Source organism: Abyssisolibacter fermentans, from assembly GCF_001559865.1.
In the GTDB taxonomy this organism is placed as follows: Bacteria; Bacillota; Clostridia; order Tissierellales; family MCWD3; genus Abyssisolibacter; species Abyssisolibacter fermentans.
Map to the genome: position 1 here is coordinate 34,432 of NZ_LOHE01000090.1, position 21,291 is coordinate 55,722.

General features: G+C 31.7%; 15 protein-coding genes, 2 pseudogenes, 1 riboswitch and 1 other annotated feature. Of the genes and pseudogenes, 1 reads left to right on the top strand and 16 read right to left on the bottom strand.

The window, feature by feature from the left end; translation table 11 throughout:
• Window positions 1–25: 25 nt before the first annotated feature.
• The 9 genes and pseudogenes from purE to AYC61_RS21905 all read right to left on the bottom strand — a co-directional run.
• Window positions 26–511, bottom strand: coding sequence for a 5-(carboxyamino)imidazole ribonucleotide mutase (gene purE, locus AYC61_RS17320; protein WP_066505699.1), 486 nt, complete (start codon window positions 509–511; stop codon window positions 26–28).
• Between the two features lie 13 nt (window positions 512–524).
• The gene (locus tag AYC61_RS17325; RefSeq protein ID WP_066505702.1) at window positions 525–4,286 is read right to left on the bottom strand and encodes a phosphoribosylformylglycinamidine synthase; all 3,762 of its coding nucleotides are present in this window, start codon (window positions 4,284–4,286) and stop codon (window positions 525–527) included.
• Window positions 4,287–4,617: 331 nt separating this feature from the next.
• A complete protein-coding gene (locus AYC61_RS17330) occupies window positions 4,618–6,003 on the bottom strand; it encodes an NCS2 family permease (protein WP_066505706.1) in 1,386 nt (461 codons plus the stop codon).
• 185 nt (window positions 6,004–6,188) lie between these two features.
• Window positions 6,189–6,290: riboswitch (purine riboswitch) on the bottom strand.
• 680 nt (window positions 6,291–6,970) lie between these two features.
• Window positions 6,971–8,071: a S8 family serine peptidase gene (locus AYC61_RS17335; RefSeq protein WP_066505708.1), complete on the bottom strand. Its 1,101-nt coding sequence runs from the start codon at window positions 8,069–8,071 to the stop codon at window positions 6,971–6,973.
• A 263-nt stretch (window positions 8,072–8,334) separates the two neighbouring features.
• Entirely contained in the window at window positions 8,335–8,553 is a 219-nt protein-coding gene (locus tag AYC61_RS17340) for a hypothetical protein (protein WP_156456514.1), read from the bottom strand.
• A 348-nt stretch (window positions 8,554–8,901) separates the two neighbouring features.
• Window positions 8,902–9,177 (bottom strand): hypothetical protein, encoded by a 276-nt coding sequence (locus AYC61_RS17345; RefSeq protein WP_066505715.1) that lies wholly within the window; start codon window positions 9,175–9,177, stop codon window positions 8,902–8,904.
• A 312-nt stretch (window positions 9,178–9,489) separates the two neighbouring features.
• The gene (locus AYC61_RS17350) at window positions 9,490–11,274 is read right to left on the bottom strand and encodes an alanine--tRNA ligase (RefSeq protein ID WP_066505717.1); all 1,785 of its coding nucleotides are present in this window, start codon (window positions 11,272–11,274) and stop codon (window positions 9,490–9,492) included.
• 51 nt (window positions 11,275–11,325) lie between these two features.
• Window positions 11,326–11,573, bottom strand: a binding site (T-box leader).
• Window positions 11,574–11,708: 135 nt separating this feature from the next.
• Window positions 11,709–11,867, bottom strand: a complete 159-nt coding sequence (locus AYC61_RS22205) for an SHOCT domain-containing protein (protein WP_338026069.1) — start codon at window positions 11,865–11,867, stop codon at window positions 11,709–11,711.
• Window positions 11,868–12,044: 177 nt separating this feature from the next.
• Window positions 12,045–12,155, bottom strand: a pseudogene (locus AYC61_RS21905) (site-specific integrase); the annotation flags it as partial.
• A gap of 73 nt (window positions 12,156–12,228) precedes the next feature.
• Here AYC61_RS21905 and AYC61_RS22135 point away from each other — a divergent pair.
• Window positions 12,229–12,357 carry a hypothetical protein gene (locus AYC61_RS22135; protein WP_275935264.1) on the top strand — a complete coding sequence of 43 codons (129 nt, stop codon included), beginning with the start codon at window positions 12,229–12,231 and terminating at the stop codon, window positions 12,355–12,357.
• Between the two features lie 106 nt (window positions 12,358–12,463).
• Here the strand turns inward: AYC61_RS22135 and guaA are convergent, their stop codons facing one another.
• The 7 genes and pseudogenes from guaA to AYC61_RS17390 all read right to left on the bottom strand — a co-directional run bounded on the left by guaA (window position 12,464) and on the right by AYC61_RS17390 (window position 21,277).
• Window positions 12,464–14,008 (bottom strand): glutamine-hydrolyzing GMP synthase, encoded by a 1,545-nt coding sequence (guaA, locus tag AYC61_RS17355; RefSeq protein ID WP_066506440.1) that lies wholly within the window; start codon window positions 14,006–14,008, stop codon window positions 12,464–12,466.
• Window positions 14,009–14,021: 13 nt separating this feature from the next.
• On the bottom strand, window positions 14,022–15,476 hold the full coding sequence (gene guaB, locus AYC61_RS17360) for an IMP dehydrogenase (RefSeq protein WP_066505720.1): 1,455 nt from the start codon (window positions 15,474–15,476) through the stop codon (window positions 14,022–14,024).
• Between the two features lie 232 nt (window positions 15,477–15,708).
• Window positions 15,709–16,886, bottom strand: a pseudogene (gene larC, locus AYC61_RS20815) (nickel pincer cofactor biosynthesis protein LarC).
• A gap of 71 nt (window positions 16,887–16,957) precedes the next feature.
• Window positions 16,958–17,704, bottom strand: a complete 747-nt coding sequence (larB, locus tag AYC61_RS17375; RefSeq protein WP_066505726.1) for a nickel pincer cofactor biosynthesis protein LarB — start codon at window positions 17,702–17,704, stop codon at window positions 16,958–16,960.
• A gap of 389 nt (window positions 17,705–18,093) precedes the next feature.
• Window positions 18,094–18,903 (bottom strand): ATP-dependent sacrificial sulfur transferase LarE, encoded by an 810-nt coding sequence (gene larE / locus AYC61_RS17380; RefSeq protein ID WP_066505727.1) that lies wholly within the window; start codon window positions 18,901–18,903, stop codon window positions 18,094–18,096.
• A gap of 423 nt (window positions 18,904–19,326) precedes the next feature.
• Window positions 19,327–20,967 carry a chaperonin GroEL gene (groL, locus tag AYC61_RS17385; RefSeq protein WP_066505729.1) on the bottom strand — a complete coding sequence of 547 codons (1,641 nt, stop codon included), beginning with the start codon at window positions 20,965–20,967 and terminating at the stop codon, window positions 19,327–19,329.
• Window positions 20,968–20,995: 28 nt separating this feature from the next.
• Window positions 20,996–21,277, bottom strand: coding sequence for a co-chaperone GroES (locus AYC61_RS17390; RefSeq protein WP_066505732.1), 282 nt, complete (start codon window positions 21,275–21,277; stop codon window positions 20,996–20,998).
• Window positions 21,278–21,291: the final 14 nt, after the last annotated feature.

Genomic DNA, 21,291 nt, shown 5'->3' on the forward strand with positions numbered 1-21,291 from the left:
CCTCTGTATATTATTTATCAATTTTTTATAATCTTTCTTGAACAGCTTTATCTTTTTTCTCTACTTCCTCAGCCATTTCAACTCTGTATTGTTTTAACTTATCTCTTAACTCCTCATATTTAACAGACAAAATTTGAATAGCTAATAATGCAGCATTTTCAGCTCCATTTATGGCTACTGTTGCAACTGGAATGCCTTTTGGCATTTGAACTATTGATAATAGTGAATCTAATCCATCCATTGTGGATGATTTGATAGGCAAACCTATAACAGGTAATACTGAAACTCCAGCTAATATTCCTGGTAAATGTGCCGCCTTACCAGCTGCTCCAATAATCAATTCAAAACCCATATCTTCAGCATTATTTGCAAATTCAATGGCTTTAAACGGTGTTCTATGTGCCGATATAACTCTTACCTCAGTTTCTACTCCAAAGTCATGTAATATTTTTAGCCCTTTTTCAACTATTGGAAAGTCAGAATCACTACCCATTATCACTGCAATTTTCATATAACTTCCTCCTCTAACTAAAATAATTTACACCTGCTTTAAAAATACCTTGATCTTTGTTTCCAGAAACATTCTTACATATGTCTTTTCCAATTCTCTCTGAATGACCCATTTTACCTAATATTCTACCATCAGGACTTGTTATTGCTTCTACTGAGTAGTATGAACCATTCGGATTAATTTTACCATCATAGCTTGCGTTACCTTCAAAATCGACATATTGAGTAGCTATTTGTCCATTTTCAATAAGCCTATCCATTGTTGATTCTGGTGCTACAAATCTACCTTCACCATGTGATAGTGCAATATTGTGAATATCCCCTACTTTCACATTGTTAAACCAAGGTGATAAATTTGATGTTACTTTTGTCAATGCCATGCGTGAAATATGTCTGCCAATTTTATTAAATGTAAGAGTAGGACTATTTTCATTGATATTTTTTATTTCTCCATAAGGAAGTAATCCTAGTTTTATTAAAGCTTGAAATCCATTACATATACCAAGCATTAGACCGTCTCTTTTGTTAAGCAAACTCATAACTGCTTCTTTAACTTTAGGATTTCTAAATACTGCTGCTATAAATTTACCAGACCCGTCAGGTTCATCACCAGCACTAAACCCACCCGGTAATGCTACAATTTGACTTTCACTAATATGCTTTACAAAGACCTCAATAGACTCCTGTATATGATTAGCTGTAAGGTTCTTAAATACACAAGTGTCTACTATACCTCCAGCTTTCTCGAATGCTTTTTGAGTGTCATACTCACAATTTGTACCTGGAAATACTGGTATAAATATTCTAGGCTTTGCTACTTTGATACTAGGTGTTATTTTGTTACCTTTTGTATAGCTAATATTTTTAATTTCTCCACTGATATCTTCTTTTATTGGATAAACACTGTTTAATTTATCCTGCCAAACTATTATAGCTTCATCTATCGGAATACTTACTTCATTCATTTCTATTGAAGACTTATTGTTTGTCTTTCCTAATTTGATGTAATTTATATCACCAAATAAAGTATCTATATCATATTGACTATCAATTTCTAATATAAAAGAACCATCGTCGTTACTAAATAAATCATAGTTTAAGTCTTGATTAATAGTAACCCCAATTTTATTTCCAAAAGACATTTTACTAATCGTAGCTGCTGCTGCTCCAAACTTTATTGTTGATGCTGATAAAATCTTTCCTTTTTGAATAAGTGAGCTAATAGTTCTATATGTTTTGTCTAAGTTTTCAAAGTTAGGTACTTCATTATCATCTTTTTCTATAGGTATTAACAAAATATTACTATCAGTTTTTTTAAATTCTGTTGAAATTATATTTTTACAGCTTCCTATTCCTACTGCAAAACTAACTAATGTTGGAGGTACATGTATATCTTTAAAACTTCCAGACATACTATCTTTTCCTCCTATTGCAGCTATTTTTAATTTCTTCTGAGCATAAAAAGCACCTAATAATGCACTAAATGGTTTACCCCATTTTATTTCATCCTTACCGAGCTTCTCAAAGTATTCTTGAAAACTAAGGTATATTTCTTCATATCTTCCACCCATTAAAACTATTTTGGATACTGACTCTATTACTGCATATATCGCTCCGTGAAAAGGACTCCAACTTGATATATTTGGATTAAATCCATATGACATAAAAGTAGATGTATCAGTTTCTCCTTCTATTACTGGTAGTTTTGCAGCCATCCCTTCAGCAGGAGTAAGTTGATATTTTCCTCCAAAAGGCATTAATACAGTATTTGCACCTATTGTGCTGTCAAATCTTTCTGCTAAACCTTTTTGAGATGCTACATTTAGTTTTCTTAAATTAGCTAACCATTGTTCTCTTAGGTTATTGTAAGCTGTTTTATCTGCTCTTTTGAAATAATTACTATCTTCTATAGGTTTTTCTACAAGTACTTTGGTGTTTTGTTTTACCCCGTTAGTATCTAAAAAATCTCTACTTATGTTTAATATATTGTTATCTTTCCATATCATTTTTAATCTTCTATCATCTGTAACTTTTGCAATAACTGTTGCTTCAAGATTTTCCTCATCAGACAATTTTATAAATTTGTCTGCATCTTCTTTAGCAACTACTACAGCCATTCTTTCTTGAGATTCAGAAATAGCAAGTTCTGTACCATCTAAACCTTCATATTTCTTAGTAACCTTATCTAAATATATTTCTAAACTATCAGCAAGCTCACCTACAGCTACTGAAACTCCTCCAGCACCAAAATCATTACATCTTTTAATTAATTTTGTTACCTCTTTATTTCTAAATAATCTTTGTATCTTTCTTTCAACAGGTGGATTTCCTTTTTGAACTTCAGCACCACAATTTAATATTGATTCTTCTGTATGTGCCTTTGATGAACCTGTTGCTCCTCCACAGCCATCTCTTCCTGTTCTTCCACCTACTAATAACACTACATCTCCACATTTTGGCGTTTCCCTTACTACATTTTCTTTCTTAACAGCACCTATTACTGCTCCAATTTCCATTCTCTTAGCTACATATCCATCATTATATATCTCTGTTACCTGTCCTGTTGCAAGTCCAATCTGATTACCATATGAGCTGTATCCTTCTGCCGCTTCAGTACATATTTTTCTCTGAGGCAATTTACCACTCATAGTTTTCTCGATTGGCAGTGTTGGATCTCCCGCTCCTGTAACTCTCATTGCTTGATATACATACGCTCTTCCTGATAATGGATCTCTTATTGCTCCACCTAAACAAGTAGCCGCTCCTCCAAATGGTTCTATTTCAGTAGGATGATTGTGTGTTTCGTTTTTAAACATTACTAACCAATCTTCATTTTTACCATTTACAACTGCATTTACTACAACACTACATGCATTAATTTCTTCAGATACATCTAATTTATCTAAGTACCCTTTTTTCTTTAGCTCTTTCATTCCTAATGTTGCTATATCCATTAAACAAACATCTTTTTGTCTGTCTTCATATACATAACTTCTTGAATCTAAATACTCTTTATAAGCTTTTTTTATTGGTTCAGAAAACTTGTTTTCTTCAATTTTTACATCTTCTATATTAGTTTGAAATGTAGTATGTCTACAGTGATCTGACCAATAAGTATCTATTACCTTTAACTCAGTTATTGTTGGATTTCTTTTCTCAGTGTTTTTAAAGTAATCTCTACAAAACTCTAAGTCTTCAATGCTCATTGCAAATCCCATAGTATCTCTAAATTCTTTTATTGCTTCTAAATTCATATCTATAAATCCATCTATAGTACTAACAGTTTTAGGTTCATCATAATTGTTTATTAATGAATCAAATACCTCTAATGAAGCTTCTCTTGAATCAACTGGATTGATAATGTAAGCTTTTATTTTGTTTAAATCAGCTTCGTTAATATTTCCTTTTAATGCTATTAATTTTGCTGTCTTTACTATTGGTTTATTCTTTGTTAGTATTTGTATACATTGAGCTGCTTGATCTGCTCTTTGATCATATTGACCAGGAAGGTATTCTACAGCAAATACTGTGTAATCATTAAGTTTTTCTAATACATATTCACATACAGTATCTACATTAGGTTCAGATAGTATTGTATCTACTATATTTTGTAGATGTTCCTCACCTATCCCTTGAATATCGTATCTATTAATAACTCTAACATCCTCTAATTCTTTTATTCCTAAAGCTTTTTTTAAATCTTTAAATAAATGTTCTGCTTCATTTGCAAATTGAGATTTTTTCTCAACATAAATTCTTTTCACATCCAAAGTCATCACTAAAACTCCTTTGCTAAGATTGTAAAAAATTATTTTATATATTAACTCCGATTCATAGAATCAGAGATTTTTACGTTATTATTTCGTTTCTGTTCTATTGTTAATATTTATAAATTGCTATTTATTTATTCCTATTGTCAAAAATTAAACTTTGTTTTTAAAGTATTAATATTTCAGGGTACTTTTGTTTACTCTTGTTTGCTCCTTTTTAATAGGTAACTCAGACTTCGTCTGAGTAAGCGACTCACACTAAATTATAAATTTAGGTTCGGTGCTTAAAACAAAAGTCCGAATAGTTTATATGCTATTTCGGACTTGTTTTTTATTATTAATGAGGTAAGATAGTAAATCTTGCTATAAACAATATTGCAAGCACATAGATTGCTGGATGTACTTCTTTTCCTCTTCCAGTAGCTAATTTTGTTATTGGATAGAATATTAATCCAGCTGCAATACCATTTGCTATACTGTAACTAAAAGGCATAATAGCCATTGTTAAGAATGCTGGTAGAGCCTCAGTAAAATCTTCAAAATCTATATATTTTACAGATGTCATCATCAATACTCCAACAATTATAAGTGCTGGTGCTGTAGCTTCTCCCGGTACAATTCCCACAAATGGTGCTAAGAATAATGATAATAAGAATAATACTCCAACTGTTACTGATGTTAATCCAGTTCTTCCACCTTCACTTACACCTGATGTACTTTCAACATAAGTTGTTGTTGTAGATGTTCCTATTAAAGCACCTACAGATGTTGCTATTGCATCTGCAAATAATGCTTTTTCCATATTTTTAAGTTTACCTTGTTCATTAACAAACCCAGCTTTTTGTCCTGTTCCAATTAATGTTCCAATTGTATCAAACATATCAACAAGACTGAAAGATATTACTACAGTTATAACACTCATTATAGCTCCTATAAATGAAGCCTCTCCTAAATTTAATAATCCTTTAAAATCTAATGCAAATAATGTTGGCTTTAAGCTAGGAATAGACCAACTAAATGCATCTGGTATATGAGTTACTCCAAAAGGTATTCCTAATAAAGTTGTTACTACTATACCTATTAAAATTGCTCCTTTTACTCTTCTAGCCATAAGTATTCCCATAATTACTAAACCTATCAATGGTACAAAAGTACTAGCTTGTGTAAAGTCTCCGAATTCAACTAATGTAGCAGGATTACTTACTACTATATGTGCTGATTTTAAACCTATCAATGCTATAAATAATCCGATACCACCACCAATTGCTCTTTTAAGAGAATCCGGTAAAGCATTAACAATTGCTTCTCTTAAACCAGTAACAGTTAATATAATAAATAAGATTCCTGATATAAATACTGCTGCTAAAGCTTGTTGCCATGTATAATGTAATTGTAAAACAACTCCATAAGTAAAAAATGCATTTAAACCCATACCAGGTGCCAAAGCAAATGGTAGATTTGCATATAATCCCATTATCAAACAGCCTACAAGTGCTGCTAGACAAGTTGCAACAAATACCGCTCCTACAATTGGGTCTTCAAAACCAATGTTTGCAGCTTCAGCTGCATCTCCTAATAAACCAGCTTGATTCATTCCTGCTAATTTTAAAATGTTCGGGTTAACAAATATAATGTATGCCATTGTTACAAAAGTAGTTATTCCAGCCATTATTTCTGTTTTAACATTTGTTTTGTTTTCCTTTAATTTGAAAAATGATTCCATTACAGTAACCCCCTAAAATTTTTATTAATACTCTGAGCAAAAAACAAAGAAACCCAAATGGATAGGCTCTTTATAAGTGAAACCTACCATTTGGGTTTATGCCGCTACGGTGTGACAATACAAAAAATGCACTGCCAGTACCTCTAGGACTATACAATTACAGAAAATATCTATTCTCTGTAAACCCTAGGTACTATTTCACTCATAGTCAAGCAATTTACGGTTGCCTGGTAGAGACTTCTCAGCCATATTCTGAGAATTATATGAGTATTAATTTAAATTCTATAAATTATACTATTATAATAGCAAAGAGTTTTTTATAAGTCAATACATTTTTACGAATATTTAAGCCTTTATTTTATTTTTTTTATGTTATAACACGAACTTTATGTGATATTTCATTGTTTACGTTTGCATATATGATGTATTTACAAATAAAATAACTTTTGCTAATAATATTTTAAACATTTAAACTGTATAAGCACTCAGCTCATACAGTTTAACAAATTAATATTACTTCCACTTTGCTATAGTAGTTTATTTGGTTATAATAAATGTTGATTTTACTTTGTATTATTGCTTCTATTATAACTATTATTAATCATAAAATCTACCTTTTTTTAAATTAGAATCAAAATAGAATCACGAGCATAAAATTAACCAATACACCTTTCAAGGCTTACAGGGTTTCTCTTTACTATTCGCACTCTGTTTTTAAGTTTTTTTCTGTACTACAAACTATGTATTTAACTGCATTTAATTTCATATATCTATAAACCAAGCTCTACTATTCCAAATTGTATTTTTTTGGATTTAACATTATCAATAGTTTTATCTTTAAAAGTAATTTTTATATCCTCACATGTACTATCTTTAGCTAATATTAATGTACTCCTTTCGTAATGCTAGTTCTTTACTATCATCAAAATATAATCCTATAAAAAAGATATTATAACCCTCCATTTTCTTAGTATATAAATTTAGCCGATTTTTCTTTTTTATCAAATTCGATAAAAGCGCCAGTTGCCTCTGATATAAAGCGTGCCGGCAACATAAACCTACCTTCTTGAATCTCAGGTGCTTTGTCTAGTTTGATTTTTTGATCATTAACTATCATTGTTTTATTTTTGTGTTGAACTATTATATTTGTCTGTAAAGGCTGTAATGTACAAAATCCAACTCCATATTTTGTATCTGCTCCTGGTATGCCTAAGTCTTTAGTACTCATTTTAAGATTTCTCCACAAATAATCTTCTGGTATTGCTTCTCCAAGAGCTACTTTATGCTTACAAGCAATCAACGCTGCTATACCTGATACAATTGGTGTAGACATAGATGTTCCGGACATAACAGCATAGTCATATTCGCTTTGCTTATACCAGCAAGATAAGACATTTACTCCAATTTGGCATACATCAACGTGCTCACCTTCTGTACTGAAAAGTGCTTTTTTCTTTTCTAGATCTACAGCTCCTACACATATTACTTCCTTAAAAACTGCAGGATACCTAATTTCTTCTATAGAAGAATTACCTGCTGAGCAAATGACTGCTAAGTTAGACTTAACTAGTTCTTTTATCGATTCGTGAAATTCTCCTAAGTCTTTTTCGCTTTCTTTTTGCCCATTTGTGGATAGCGAAATTGAAACTATGCTGACCTTTCTGCCGTCTTTAGATTTATATTCTTTTATCCACTGTAAGGCTTTTATGATATCCTTGATATTTCCATCACCATCACCACTCAATACTTTGACAGGCAGTATTTGAGTCTTTGGTGCTATTCCTACATTAGTACCAGCTATACTTCCAGCAACGTGGGTGCCGTGACCGTTGTCGTCCTCTGTGTTTGTAGAACCTCTGTAGTTGCAAAAGTTTCTTCCTCTTAAAATTCTTCCTTCTAGTTCTGTATGATTTGAAACTCCTGTATCTACAACTGCAACAATTACGCCTTGTCCTAAAATTCCCTGAGAATGAAAAGCCTTTCGACCTGATAGATTTAAGAATCTTAAATCGTCTTCCTGAAGTTCGTTCTTCATATCATCTATATTAAAGCTATCTACCTTGAGCATTTATATACCTCCTTTTTATAATTTTACCATAATTTATGCGTAGAACAACACCTGTTTCGGGTTTAAATATATCCATATTTCCGTTTTTCAGCTATACCTCAGTCAATGTCACTTCCTTTCGTTTGGTTTTGTTATATTAAAAAAGAACCTTGTTATTGGCTCTAGTAATAAACAAACTGCCTAATCTTAAATGGCAGTATCAAAATACTGACGCATATCATTAAACAAGTAAAGAGGGGACATAATCTTTCTTAAATCTTCATCTACTGTAATTGATCTTTTAAGAATACTTTGATATAGCTTAATAGATTCCCATTCTTTATACCCTTTGTCAGGTACTTCAATTCAATCTTATCCTTATCTGTGGCTACCGCTTTTTTTAGATAATTGCAGATAAAGCTATTCTTGACATCTACTGTTGTTTCTGATAAATATCTTGTTTTATTTTCAGATGTAATATGGAGTTCATCTCTCAATTTCATAACCTACCTTTACACATTATCATTTATTATCTTGACTATATTTACTTAATAAAGTTAAGAAATCAATATATATGAAAAAAATGATAGTATATCGTTGTAATTTTTTGTAAAGTATTTTATTGACAGTTAATGCTTATTATGGTATTATTACTTTGGGTATTTTTTAAATAAATTACAAAAAAGGAGATGTAAGAATGTCCAAAAAATTATTAATTTTATTGTTATCAATTTGTCTTTGTCTATGTTTCATTGTGCCAAGTTTTGCAGCTACTTTATGTCCTGACTGTGGTGAATTGGGTATTTACCAATATTCAACTTGGTCTGAAAAAGATGGTGAACTAGTATGGACTAAAGTTTATAAATGTAGTGAATGCGGTAGTTATTTTCCTGTCTATTAATTAAAATGGGGCAGTCGGAAATAGTTAATTTCAGTTCCTTGAATAATAAAAAGTTAAAACCGCTGGATTTAGGTCTTATAAAAACCTTTTTCACTCCTAGCGGTTTCTTTTTTGGACAACCTGTACTGACTCTACAGTATGGAGCTACTCGAATGACACTGACTTCTTTACCTGTTGTTCTATCAGATTTATTCTTCTTAGGTTTTATGATTTCTACTTCTTTCATGTTGACCTCCTATCTTTAGATTAAATATTCTCCTAGCTCAATTCATCAGACACTGTCTGATGTTTTCTATGTTACCTTAGACACTTATCTAAATGAATTACTCGTAATTTCCGAAAAGTTATTTTATGTTCCTATTCCTTATTTATAATTTCATCATAGTATATACCAATGTACTATGGTAAAATCAACTATTATGAACTTATCAGCGTTACATACAAGTTCAATATATATCTGTTTCTCACAAAAGAATGAACTATCCAATAATACCGGATAGTTCATCTAAACATTCAAAATTCAATTATTCATCTGATCTTATCTTACATTATTAAAATCAACAATAGCTTTTATTCTCCTAACACCTGAAGAAGAGCTTTGCTCTTTAATTATTTTGAAATACCCAAGTTCAGATGTATTAGAAACATGTGGTCCACCACAAATTTCAAGTGAATATCTAGGTATTTCGTAAACCTTTACAATATCACCATATTTTGAATCAAATATTCCTATAGCACCACTATTTTTAGCATCATCTAAGTTCATTTCTACACATTTAACATCAATCTTATCATGTATCGCCCTGTTAACAATACTTTCAACCTGTGTTATCTCTTCTTCAGTCAACTTTCTATCAAAGGAGAAATCAAATCTTAATCGTTCTGAATTAATATGACTACCTCTTTGAAAAACCTGCTCGCCTAATACCTGTCGCAATGCGCCATTAAGTAAATGAGTAGCTGTATGCAGCTTTATACTATAATTGTTATGCTCTGTCAATCCCCCTTTGAATTTTCCAGCTGCCCCAGTTCTGGATTTTTTCTGATGCTCTTCAACCTTTGCTTTAAATCCCTCCATGTCAACAAGGATTTCTTTTTCCGCTGCAAGTTCTAATGTGAATTCAATAGGGAAACCATAGGTATCATATAATTTAAAAGCTTGTTGACCGTTCAAACATTCTCCAGCTTTTAGTTTCCCAAAATATTTGTTTGCCATTTTTAATCCACTTTGAAGAGTTTTATTGAATTTATCATATTCCTTTCTTAACTCTTCAATGATAGTTTCTCTGCATGACTTAACCTCGGGATATGCTTCACCATACATTTCAATAACTTCTTCAGCTAATTCAGGTAATATACTCTCTTTAACACCTAACTTATGAATCATCCGAATAGTACGTCGAATAAGTCGTCTAAGTATATAACCTTGTTCTGAATTTGATGGGACAATCTTTTTTGGATCAGCAAGAATAAATATAGCAGACCTAGTATGTTCACATATGACTCTATAACTCTTTTGATTGCTTTTATGATATGATATCTCACTTATTTCTTCCAATTTGTTGATTAATGGAACAAATAAATCTGTTTCATATACATTTTGTAGATTGTTTGCTAGGATTAGTAATCTTTCAAATCCTAATCCCACATCAATGTTCTTTTGCTTTAGTTCAGTAAGATTCCCATCTTTATCTTTGTTATATGTCATAAAAACATTATTTCCTAATTCAACATACTTTCCACAACTACAGGCTGGTCCACATTCCTCACAACAATCAGGTAAATCATTCACATAGAACATTTCTGAATCAGGACCACATGGACCTATCTCTCCAGCCGGTCCCCACCAATTTTCATCATCTCCATAATAAAAAATCTGTTCTTTACTTAATCCAAGCTCTAACCATGTCTGAGTAGCTTCAGCATCATATGGTACCTTATCATTTCCTTTGTGAACAGTTACTGCAAGTTTAGAAACAGGTATATTAAGTTGCTCTGTAAGAAACCCAAAACTCATGGTAATTGCCTCTTTTTTAAAATAATCACCTAAAGACCAGTTTCCTAGCATTTCAAAGACAGTTAAATGATAATCATCACCTACCTCCTCTATATCTCCCATTCTTACACACCTTTGTACATTGGCAAGACGTTTTCCCAATGGGTGTTCTTGTCCAAGTAGATAAGGAATAAGAGGTTGCATGCCAGCAGTCGTATATAATACACTAGCATCATTTTCAGGAACTAAAGATGCGGCGTCAGCTACTTCATGTCTCCTTTCTTTGTAATATGATACATAGAGTTTTCTTAATTCATTTGCTTTCATAGTCTTCTTCCTTTCTCAAAATTTGTATTAAAAAAGCCCTAAGCTTTAATTGCTTAGGGCGAATTCTTTATCCGTGGTACCACCTAAATTCAGAGATAAACTCTGCTCTCATCAAGTACAGGCAATTCATATTACCGATACTATATCCTATGATAACGGTGGATCTCCGTTGAAGCCTACTAATCATTTCGGTTCAAAGCTCCGAGACTGCTTCAATATACCTATTGTGAAGATTCGCACCAACCATCTTCTCTCTGAACAATACAACTATATTTACTACTTCTCTTCTTCGCCTTTATTATTAATTTCTGTAATGGTATCATTAAATCTTGTTTTTGTCAAATGTGATTTTACTCTTTGTGTTGTTAACTCTTTGTGATTTTACTCTTTTGTTGATTTTAATCTTTTGTGATCTTAATCTTTTAACTTCTACACTAGACTTTATATCTATTATAATTCCTATCCAACTCTGCTTTTATCTTCGCATATTCTCGCTCAGTAATATGCTTCTCATCAAGCAGGGTGGACAACATTGCCAATTGAATGGTATATTTCATGAGCTGGTCCATATAAACCTCCTGCGTAATCATCATTTACTATTCTCTTTTAATATTCATAAGACATATCAAGAAGCCTTCTAATTCCTTTGCATACTTGTTCATAAATAATTTCCTATTATCTTGGTAGCAAAGAATTACCAATTGTTGCAATCACCTCCTATCACTAAAAAGGGCGTGGAATTACCCATATTTAACCAATTTGTTTAACACTATATTTCCCGCTCTTCTAGCAGGATTAGACTTCAATTCATAAAATCTTACTGCATGATTGAAAATCGCACTGAGCTGGTTATGTGTGGTTTTAAGATAAGTAGGGGAAAATAACTTCCCCTGTTTATCCTTTAATGAAATAATAAAAGAAAATGGTGAATCTGAGAAGAGAATTAAGTTGCATTTGATTGGACTTGATCATCTGTTAGAAGAATGGTATGACATGAAAAAATCACTTGAAAGCGGCAAGGTATCTCAAAAAGAGTATTATAAGTGGAGAATGATTTGGCCAGAAAATCTGGATAGAAGTTAATAGATTCTTTTACTCTTATATGATATTTAATATCAAACTAATATCACTACAAACCAAAAAACCTCTGCAACCCTTAATATTAAAAGGATTACAGAGGTTTTATTTATTATTCCCACTCAATAGTCGCTGGTGGTTTACTTGTTATATCATAAACAACTCTGTTTACATTTTCTACATTATTGACAATTTCTCGTGATATTTTATCAAGAACTTCAAAAGGTATTCTTGCCCACTCACTTGTCATTCCATCAGATGATGTTACTGCTCTAAGTGCAATTGTATGAGTATGTGTTCTTTCATCTCCCATAACACCAACTGTTTTGATATTAGGAAGTGCTGCAAAGTACTGCCATATGCTTCTGTTTAAGCCAGCTTTTCTTATTTCCTCTCTAAATATCCAATCAGCTTCTCTAACTATTTTAAGTTTTTCAGGTGTTATTTCTCCCAATACTCTTATAGCTAAACCTGGACCTGGGAATGGTTGTCTCTGAACTATTTCATCTGGTATGTTTAGTTTATTACCTACACTTCTAACCTCATCCTTAAATAGCGATCTTAGAGGTTCAACAAGTTTAAAATCAACATCCTCTGGAAGTCCACCTACATTATGATGGCTTTTTATAACATCTGCTTTGTCTGTTCCGCTCTCTATTACGTCTGGATAAATTGTTCCTTGTACTAGAAAATCAATGTTATCATATTGGCTTTTTAGTTTAGCTTTTTCTTCTTCAAAAACTCTTATAAATTCTTCACCAATAATTTTTCTTTTCTTTTCAGGATCAACTACTCCTTTAAGTTTTGTTAAAAACCTTTCTTGAGCATTTACTCTTATAAGGTTTAGATTAAATTTATCTCTGAAAACTTCTTCTACTTGGTCACCCTCATTTTTTCTAAGTAGACCATGATCAACAAATATACAAATTAAGTTAGAACCAATTGCTTTGTGTACCATTACTGCTGCTACAGCTGAATCTACTCCACCTGAAAGTGCACATATAGCTCTCTTATCTCCTATCTCTTCTTTTATATTTGCTATCGTTTCTTTTGCAAAATCACCCATATCCCAATCTGGTGTTATTTCACATACGTTGTATAAAAAGTTTGCTAATATGTCTCTTCCTCTTTCAGTATGCTCTACTTCTGGATGGAATTGAACTGCTACAAGCTTTCCATCTATGCTCTTCATTGCTGCTACTGGACATGAAGATGTTTTAGCAGTAACCACAAAATTTTCAGGAGCCTCTCCTATAAAATTAGTATGACTCATCAAACATTTTATATCATCATCTATAGATTTAAATATACCATCATTATGAAGTATATTAAGCTCTGTTCTACCATACTCTCTAGTATCCGCTCTACTTACTGTTCCACCAAATACTTGTGCCATTAGTTGTCCACCATAGCATATACCTAATACAGGTATGCCCATTTTAAACAACTCATCGTTACATTTTGGTGCATTTTCTTCAAAAACACTTGATGGTCCTCCGGATAAAATTATTCCCTTTGGATTCTTAGCTTTTATTTTATCTAGAGAATAGTTATAAGGAAGTATCTCACAATACACATTTGCTTCTCTTACTCTTCTTGCAATCAGCTGACTGTATTGTCCACCAAAATCTAATATCAAAACCACGCTATTTTGCATCTTTTTCCCTCCGTTATTTAATACTGTAATTTGGTGCTTCCTTAGTAATACTAATATCATGTGGATGACTCTCTATTAATCCAGCACCAGTTATCTTAATAAATTGTCCTTTCTTTATTAGATCTTTTATTGTTGCTGCTCCACAATATCCCATACCTGCTCTTAATCCACCAACAAGTTGGAATATAGTATCACTTAGAGGTCCTTTATATGATACTCTACCTTCTACTCCTTCTGGTACAAGTTTTTTGCTATCTTGTTGGAAATATCTATCCTTACTTCCTTTATCCATAGCTGCCATAGAGCCCATACCTCTATAAACCTTAAATCTTCTTCCTTGATATAATTCTGTTTCTCCAGGACTTTCTTCTGTACCAGCAAGAAGTGAACCTAACATAACTACATTAGCTCCAGCCGCAATAGCTTTAACTATATCTCCTGAGTATTTAATACCACCATCAGCAATTACTGGTATATCATATTTTTTTGCAACCTGATAACAATTATAAACTGCTGTTAATTGTGGTACACCTACTCCTGCAACAACTCTTGTTGTACAAATAGATCCTGGTCCGATTCCAACTTTTACAGCACTTACACCTGCATTTATTAACTCCTCAGTAGCTTCTGCAGTAGCAACATTACCTGCTATTAACTCAAGCTCTGGATATCTTGCTCTTATTTGTTTTATTACCTTTATAACACCCATTGAATGTCCATGTGCTGTATCTATAACTACTACATCTACATTAGCCTTTACTAATGCATCTAATCTATCCATTACGTCATTTGTTACACCAACAGCTGCACCAGCTAATAGTCTTCCTCCTTTATCCTTTGCAGCATGAGGATATTTTATTGATTTTTCAATATCTTTTATAGTTATTAAACCAACCAAATATCCCTTATCATCAACTAAAGGAAGTTTTTCGATTTTATGTCTTCTAAGTATATCTTGAGCTTTTTCCATAGAAATGTTTTGCTTGGCAGTTACAAGATTTTCACTTGTCATAGCATCTGATATTTTTTTTGACATATCAGTTTCAAATCTTAAATCACGATTTGTTATGATACCTACTAATTTTTTTGAATTATCTGTGATAGGAACTCCTGAGATATGATATCTTTCCATTAATTCTAATGCATCCGCTATAGAATTTTCAGGATGTAAATAAAATGGATCTACTATAACCCCATGTTCTGATCTTTTTACTTTATCTACTTCTAGTGCTTGTTGTTCTATAGGCATGTTTTTGTGTATTATACCTACTCCACCTTCTCTAGCCATTGCTATAGCCATCTTTGCCTCGGTAACTGTATCCATACTTGCACTCATCATTGGTACATTTAATCTAATATTCTTTGTTAATTTAGTTGATAATTTTACATCTTTTGGAAGTATTTCAGACTTGGCAGGTACTAATAAAACATCATCAAATGTTAAACCCTCACTTAAAAATTTCTCCACATTAAAAACCTCCTCATTTATTTAATTATAATATTATTTCCGTGTTAGTTTTTAATAGATTAACAAAACTTATTTTTATTGTCAAGGAGTTTCTAATGTTTAATAATTTTCAAACTTTTCAAAAAATAAAGGCAAACGTTTTGCTAAAACTATAAAATTGATTCACCCACTCTTAAAAGTGGGCGTTAATAATTAATAAATGTGTTGATATACACGTTTAACTAGGTTTATATCAATTGCTATAAAATTCTTTTAATGCTTCATTATAAATATTAATTATCGAAACACCCTGTTGTTGTGCTAAAGTCTTACAATCTTCATATTCAGGAAAACATTTCAATAATTTATTATCCTTATAAGCTTTTTTTATTCTTATTGTTCCATACTTAGTTTTTACTTTTATAATTTCTCTATTCAAACTAATTCTATCTACTTCATATTTTCTTATACCTATAGTCGTAGTTTGTTCAAATATTATGTCCATTAAAGTTTCAACATCTTTATCATGACACAAAACACTCAGTTTTGTTGCTGGTCTATTTTTCTTCATAATAATATTTGTTAAAAATACGTCCAATGCACCTTCTTCAAAAAGAAAAGGCATTAAATAAGAATATACCTCTGGATTCATATCATCAATATTAGTTTCAAGCATTATAAGCTTTTGAGGTGTTTTTTTTTACCTAAAATAACTCTTAATACATTTGTTACTTCTAAATCCTTCTTTCCTAATCCATACCCTATTTTTTCTATTATCATCTCAGGCATATGAACAAACTCACTACTTATAGCTTTAACAATAGCTGCACCAGTAGGTGTTACAAGTTCACTTCTTATGCCTTTCGAATATACAGGAGTATCTTTTAATATTTCTATTGTAGCTGGCGCAGGAACTGGAATAATTCCATGAGCACATTTAACAAATCCAGTACCTAGATGAATAGGAGAAGAATAAACTTTATCTACATTTAACATGTCTAAACATATAGCAGCACCTATAATATCAACTATAGAATCTATAGCCCCTACCTCATGAAAATGAACCTGATCAATAGGTTTGTTATGTACTTTTGCTTCAGCGTTTGCTACATATTTAAATATTTTCTTACTTAATACTTTTACATTATCATTAAGCTCACTATTATCTATTATATTTTCTATATCATATAAATTTCTATGGTCATGGTGATGAGTATGTTGGTGCTCATGATTATGTTCATGGCTGTGTTCATGTGGATGTTCATGATTATGTGTAGGATGTTCAATATTTACATAAAAATCAGTACCTGTTATACCATTCTTTTGATTAGTTTTAATGTCTATACTGAAACCATCTATATCTATTTTGTTTAATTCCTTAATAAAACTATCTTTATCTATTCCTAAATCTAGTAAAGCACCAATAGACATATCTCCACTTATACCTGACAGACAGTCAAAATATAAAATCTTTTCTTCCACTTTGCATACCCCCGTATATTTTATAATCTATTTATTGTACTGGCTAAATAGCCTGCTCCAAATCCATTATCAATATTTACAACACCTATACCACTAGCACAGCTATTCAACATTGCAAGTAATGCAGCTATTCCATTTAAGCTTGCTCCATATCCTATACTAGTAGGCACTGCTATTACAGGTTTGTCAACTAATCCACCAACAACACTTGCTAAAGCACCCTCCATACCAGCCACTGCTATAATAACTCTTGCTTCATGCAATTTTTCTACATTGGATAATAGTCTGTGTATACCAGCAACCCCAACATCATATAACCGTTCTACTGTATTACCAAAAGTTTCAGCAGTTATTGCGGCTTCTTCTGCAACAGGTATGTCAGATGTTCCACCTGTTACAACCAATATCTTATGTTCTGATTTTTTAATATCTTTCTGATTAACTACTATTATTCTAGCCTCATTGTAATATTTAATATTTTCACATAAATCTTTTATAGCATCATATTTATCTTTATCAGCTCTTGTTGCCAATATACAAGTATCTTTTTTTAACATTCTTTCTACGATTCCTCTTACTTGCTCTGGCGTTTTACCTTCACAATAAATTACTTCAGGATAACCATTTCTTATCTGTCTGTGATGATCTATCTTTGCATACCCAATATCTTCAAATGGTAAATCCTTTAAAACATTTAGTGCTTCATCAACATTGACATTTCCTTCTTTAACATGTTTTAATAGCTGCCTGATACTATCTTCATTCATATTTTTCTCCCGTCCCCTTCAATTTATTGCAAAATGCTTCACTATTCATAAATACTACATTAAATTTATTGAAATAACTTAGTTTGCCTACCAATATAGTCACTAGGGAACTCTCTAATGTTTCTTTGAAAGCGTGACTTCAAGAGTTCGTTTCTTCATCGCTTCTAAGTAGAGAACCAAAATCTATAATTTTGAGTAAATCACTTACTCCTAGGAACGTAGTGAGTAGTGAGTTTCTTATTTATTTCAAGAAACGGGTTCTTGCCCAGCCGTCAAAGATTATACACATATTGAAAAAACTATATAATCACGTGCAGAGAGGGTTCCCCTCGCCAAAAACTTATGAGCTAAAACATTAAAAATTATCCACATTTTCAAATTTGCATTTTTCAATTACCTATTTCCCTATTCAAACTACCAGTTTTATAGCCCTCTAAATCTAAACATATATATTTAAAACCTATATCTTTAAGAGCAACTGAAATCTTATTTTTCAATTCTTTGTCTAATAGCCTATTCATATCTTCAGGTAAAACCTCTATTCGTGCTATAGTATTATGATGTCTTACTCTAAATTGATTAAACCCTAAATATTTTAAATATTCTTCAGCTTCTTCAATCATACTTAGCTTCTTTTCAGTTATTTCTTCGTTATAAGGTACCCTAGCAGCTAAACATGACATTGAAGATTTCTTCCACGTTTCTAGCCCTAGTTGTTTTGATAATACTCTGATATCTTGTTTAGTTAGTCCTGCTTCTAATAATGGACTTATCACGTTTAGTTCCTTTAATGCTTTCATTCCCGGTCGGTAATCTTTTGTATCATCCATATTCGAACCATCAACTATTGTAGAAATACCGTGTTTTAAAGCTTCTTCTTTTATTTTAGAAAAAATTATTTTTTTACATTTATAACATCTATCAATCGGATTAGCCTTTACACTTTTTAAGTCATTTATACTCAAATCAATAATAATGTGCTTAGTACCTATATTTTTTGCTAGCTTTCTTGCCTCATCAATCTCACTTTTGGGTTGAAACGCAGTATTTATAGTAATACATATAGCATTTTCATTTAATACATCTTTACATACTTTAGCCAAAAACGTACTATCTACTCCTCCCGAAAATGCAATAGCAACACTTTTAAGTTGTCTTAAACACTGTTTTAGATTTATTAGTTTTTGTTTTGCATCCAATTGAATCACTCCATAACTAATTTATTGGTTGTATTATATCATATACTAATGTCATTTTGTATTGATACATAAAACAAAAGCCTTATTTTCAAGTTGAATTTCAACGTAACTTTTTCCTTTTAAAAAAATTATATCCATTTTCAATATTTATATTGCATAAATTACTATGTAAAAAAAATGATTGTACAAATTATTAATGTACAATCATTTTTTAAAGTAATATATCTAAGTATATAGAAAATTTACTGCTACAAACAATATAGACCAGCATAACGATATAATTACTGTAGCATGATGATAGCTTGTCTCAACTTCCATACCTGAGAATTTAGTAACTAGCTAAAATTACTATAGTCATAAAATTACTCTATTATAATAAAACCAACGAAGAATATCTCTTCGTTGGTTTATAAATCATATTTTCTACATCATTGGCATTCCGCCTGGCATACCTCCTGGCATTCCACCTGGCATACCTCCTGCATTTTCTTCTTCTTCATCTGCAACAACGCTTTCTGTTGTTAATATCATAGCTGCTACAGAAGCTGCATTTTGTAATGCAGATCTTGTAACTTTTGTAGGATCAACAATACCTGTTTCTATCATGTTAACATATTTTTCATTCAATGCATCAAATCCAACGCCTACTTCTTGAGTTCTAACTTTTTCTACTATAACTGAACCTTCTAATCCTGCATTTTCAGCGATTTGTCTTACTGGTTCTTCTAATGCTCTAGCTATAATGCTAACACCAGTTTTAGCATCTCCCTCTTCTGTGTTTAATAACTCTTCAATTGCTGGTATTGCATTAACTAATGCTGTACCACCACCTGCTACGATACCTTCTTCTACAGCTGCTCTAGTAGCTGCTAATGCATCTTCTATTCTTAACTTTCTTTCTTTCATTTCAGTTTCAGTAGCTGCTCCAACTTCAATAACAGCAACTCCACCAGCTAATTTAGCAAGTCTTTCTTGTAATTTTTCTGTGTCAAATTCAGAAGTACTTTCTTCTATTTGAGCTTTTATTTGTTTAACTCTATCGTTGATAGCTTCTTGCTCTCCATTACCATCAACTATTACTGTATTTTCTTTGTCAATTTTTACTGTATTTGCAGTACCTAGCATATCTAGTGATATTTCTTTTATGTCATAACCTAATTCTTCAGATATTACTTGACCACCTGTTAGTATAGCTATATCTCTTAACATTTCTTTTCTTCTATCACCAAATCCAGGAGCTTTTACAGCAACACAATTAAATGTTCCTCTTAATTTATTAACTACTAATGTAGCTAAAGCTTCTCCTTCAACATCTTCAGCTATTAATAATAAAGCTTTACCTTGTTGAACAATTTGCTCTAATATTGGTAATATTTCTTGAATGTTTGCTATTTTCTTATCAGTAATTAAGATATAAGGATTCTGTAATACTGCTTCCATTTTCTCAGCATCAGTTACCATATATGGTGATAAATATCCTCTATCAAATTGCATACCTTCAACTACATTTAATGTAGTTCCCATTGTTTTTGATTCTTCTACAGTGATAACTCCCTCGTTACCTACTTTCTCCATAGCTTCTGCTATTAAATTACCTATTTCTTCGTCACTAGCTGATATAGAAGCAACTTGTGCAATAGCTTCTTTACTAGAGATTTCTTTTGAATATGATTTTATTTCTTTAACTGCAGTTTCAACAGCTTTATGTATACCTTTTCTGATAATCATAGGATTTGCACCTGCAGCAACGTTTTTTAATCCTTCTCTGATAATAGCTTGAGCTAAAAGAGTAGCTGTAGTAGTTCCGTCTCCTGCTACATCATTAGTTTTAGTAGCAACTTCTTTAACTAATTGAGCTCCCATGTTTTCGTATGCATCTTTAAATTCTATTTCTCTTGCAATAGTAACACCATCATTTGTAATTAGTGGTGAACCAAATTTTTTATCTAAAACAACATTTCTTCCTTTAGGTCCTAATGTAACTTTAACTGTATTTGCAAGTTTGTTTACACCTTGCTCCATTGCACGACGTGCTTCTTCACCAAATTTTATTTGCTTAGCCATTTATAATCACTCCTTTTAAACTCATTAATTATTCAACAACTGCTAATATATCATTAAGTTTTAAAATTGTATATTCTTGTCCGTCAATTTTTATTTCTGTTCCTGAATATTTAGAGAATATTACTTTATCTCCAATTTTTAATTCATTTTTTTTCTTATCATCTTCAGTTATAGAAGGTCCAACAGCTAGTACTTCAGCAACTTGGGGTTGCTCTTTAGCGGAAGTTGGAAGTACAATACCACTCTTTGTTTTTTCTTCAGCTTCAACCTTTTTAATTACTACTCTGTCTCCTAATGGTCTAATATTCATATTTCTTCCTCCTT

Excerpts from the sequence above, each read along its gene's own strand:
- purE (WP_066505699.1), bottom strand. The coding sequence starts at position 511 with ATGAAAATTGCAGTGATAATGGGTAGTGATTCTGACTTTCCAATAGTT.
- AYC61_RS17325 (WP_066505702.1), bottom strand. The coding sequence starts at position 4,286 with ATGACTTTGGATGTGAAAAGAATTTATGTTGAGAAAAAATCTCAATTT.
- AYC61_RS17330 (WP_066505706.1), bottom strand. The coding sequence starts at position 6,003 with ATGGAATCATTTTTCAAATTAAAGGAAAACAAAACAAATGTTAAAACA.
- AYC61_RS17335 (WP_066505708.1), bottom strand. The coding sequence starts at position 8,071 with ATGCTCAAGGTAGATAGCTTTAATATAGATGATATGAAGAACGAACTT.
- AYC61_RS17340 (WP_156456514.1), bottom strand. The coding sequence starts at position 8,553 with ATGAAATTGAGAGATGAACTCCATATTACATCTGAAAATAAAACAAGA.
- AYC61_RS17345 (WP_066505715.1), bottom strand. The coding sequence starts at position 9,177 with ATGAAAGAAGTAGAAATCATAAAACCTAAGAAGAATAAATCTGATAGA.
- AYC61_RS17350 (WP_066505717.1), bottom strand. The coding sequence starts at position 11,274 with ATGAAAGCAAATGAATTAAGAAAACTCTATGTATCATATTACAAAGAA.
- AYC61_RS22205 (WP_338026069.1), bottom strand. The coding sequence starts at position 11,867 with ATGATGATTACGCAGGAGGTTTATATGGACCAGCTCATGAAATATACC.
- guaA (WP_066506440.1), bottom strand. The coding sequence starts at position 14,008 with ATGCAAAATAGCGTGGTTTTGATATTAGATTTTGGTGGACAATACAGT.
- larB (WP_066505726.1), bottom strand. The coding sequence starts at position 17,704 with ATGAATGAAGATAGTATCAGGCAGCTATTAAAACATGTTAAAGAAGGA.
- groL (WP_066505729.1), bottom strand. The coding sequence starts at position 20,967 with ATGGCTAAGCAAATAAAATTTGGTGAAGAAGCACGTCGTGCAATGGAG.
- AYC61_RS17390 (WP_066505732.1), bottom strand. The coding sequence starts at position 21,277 with ATGAATATTAGACCATTAGGAGACAGAGTAGTAATTAAAAAGGTTGAA.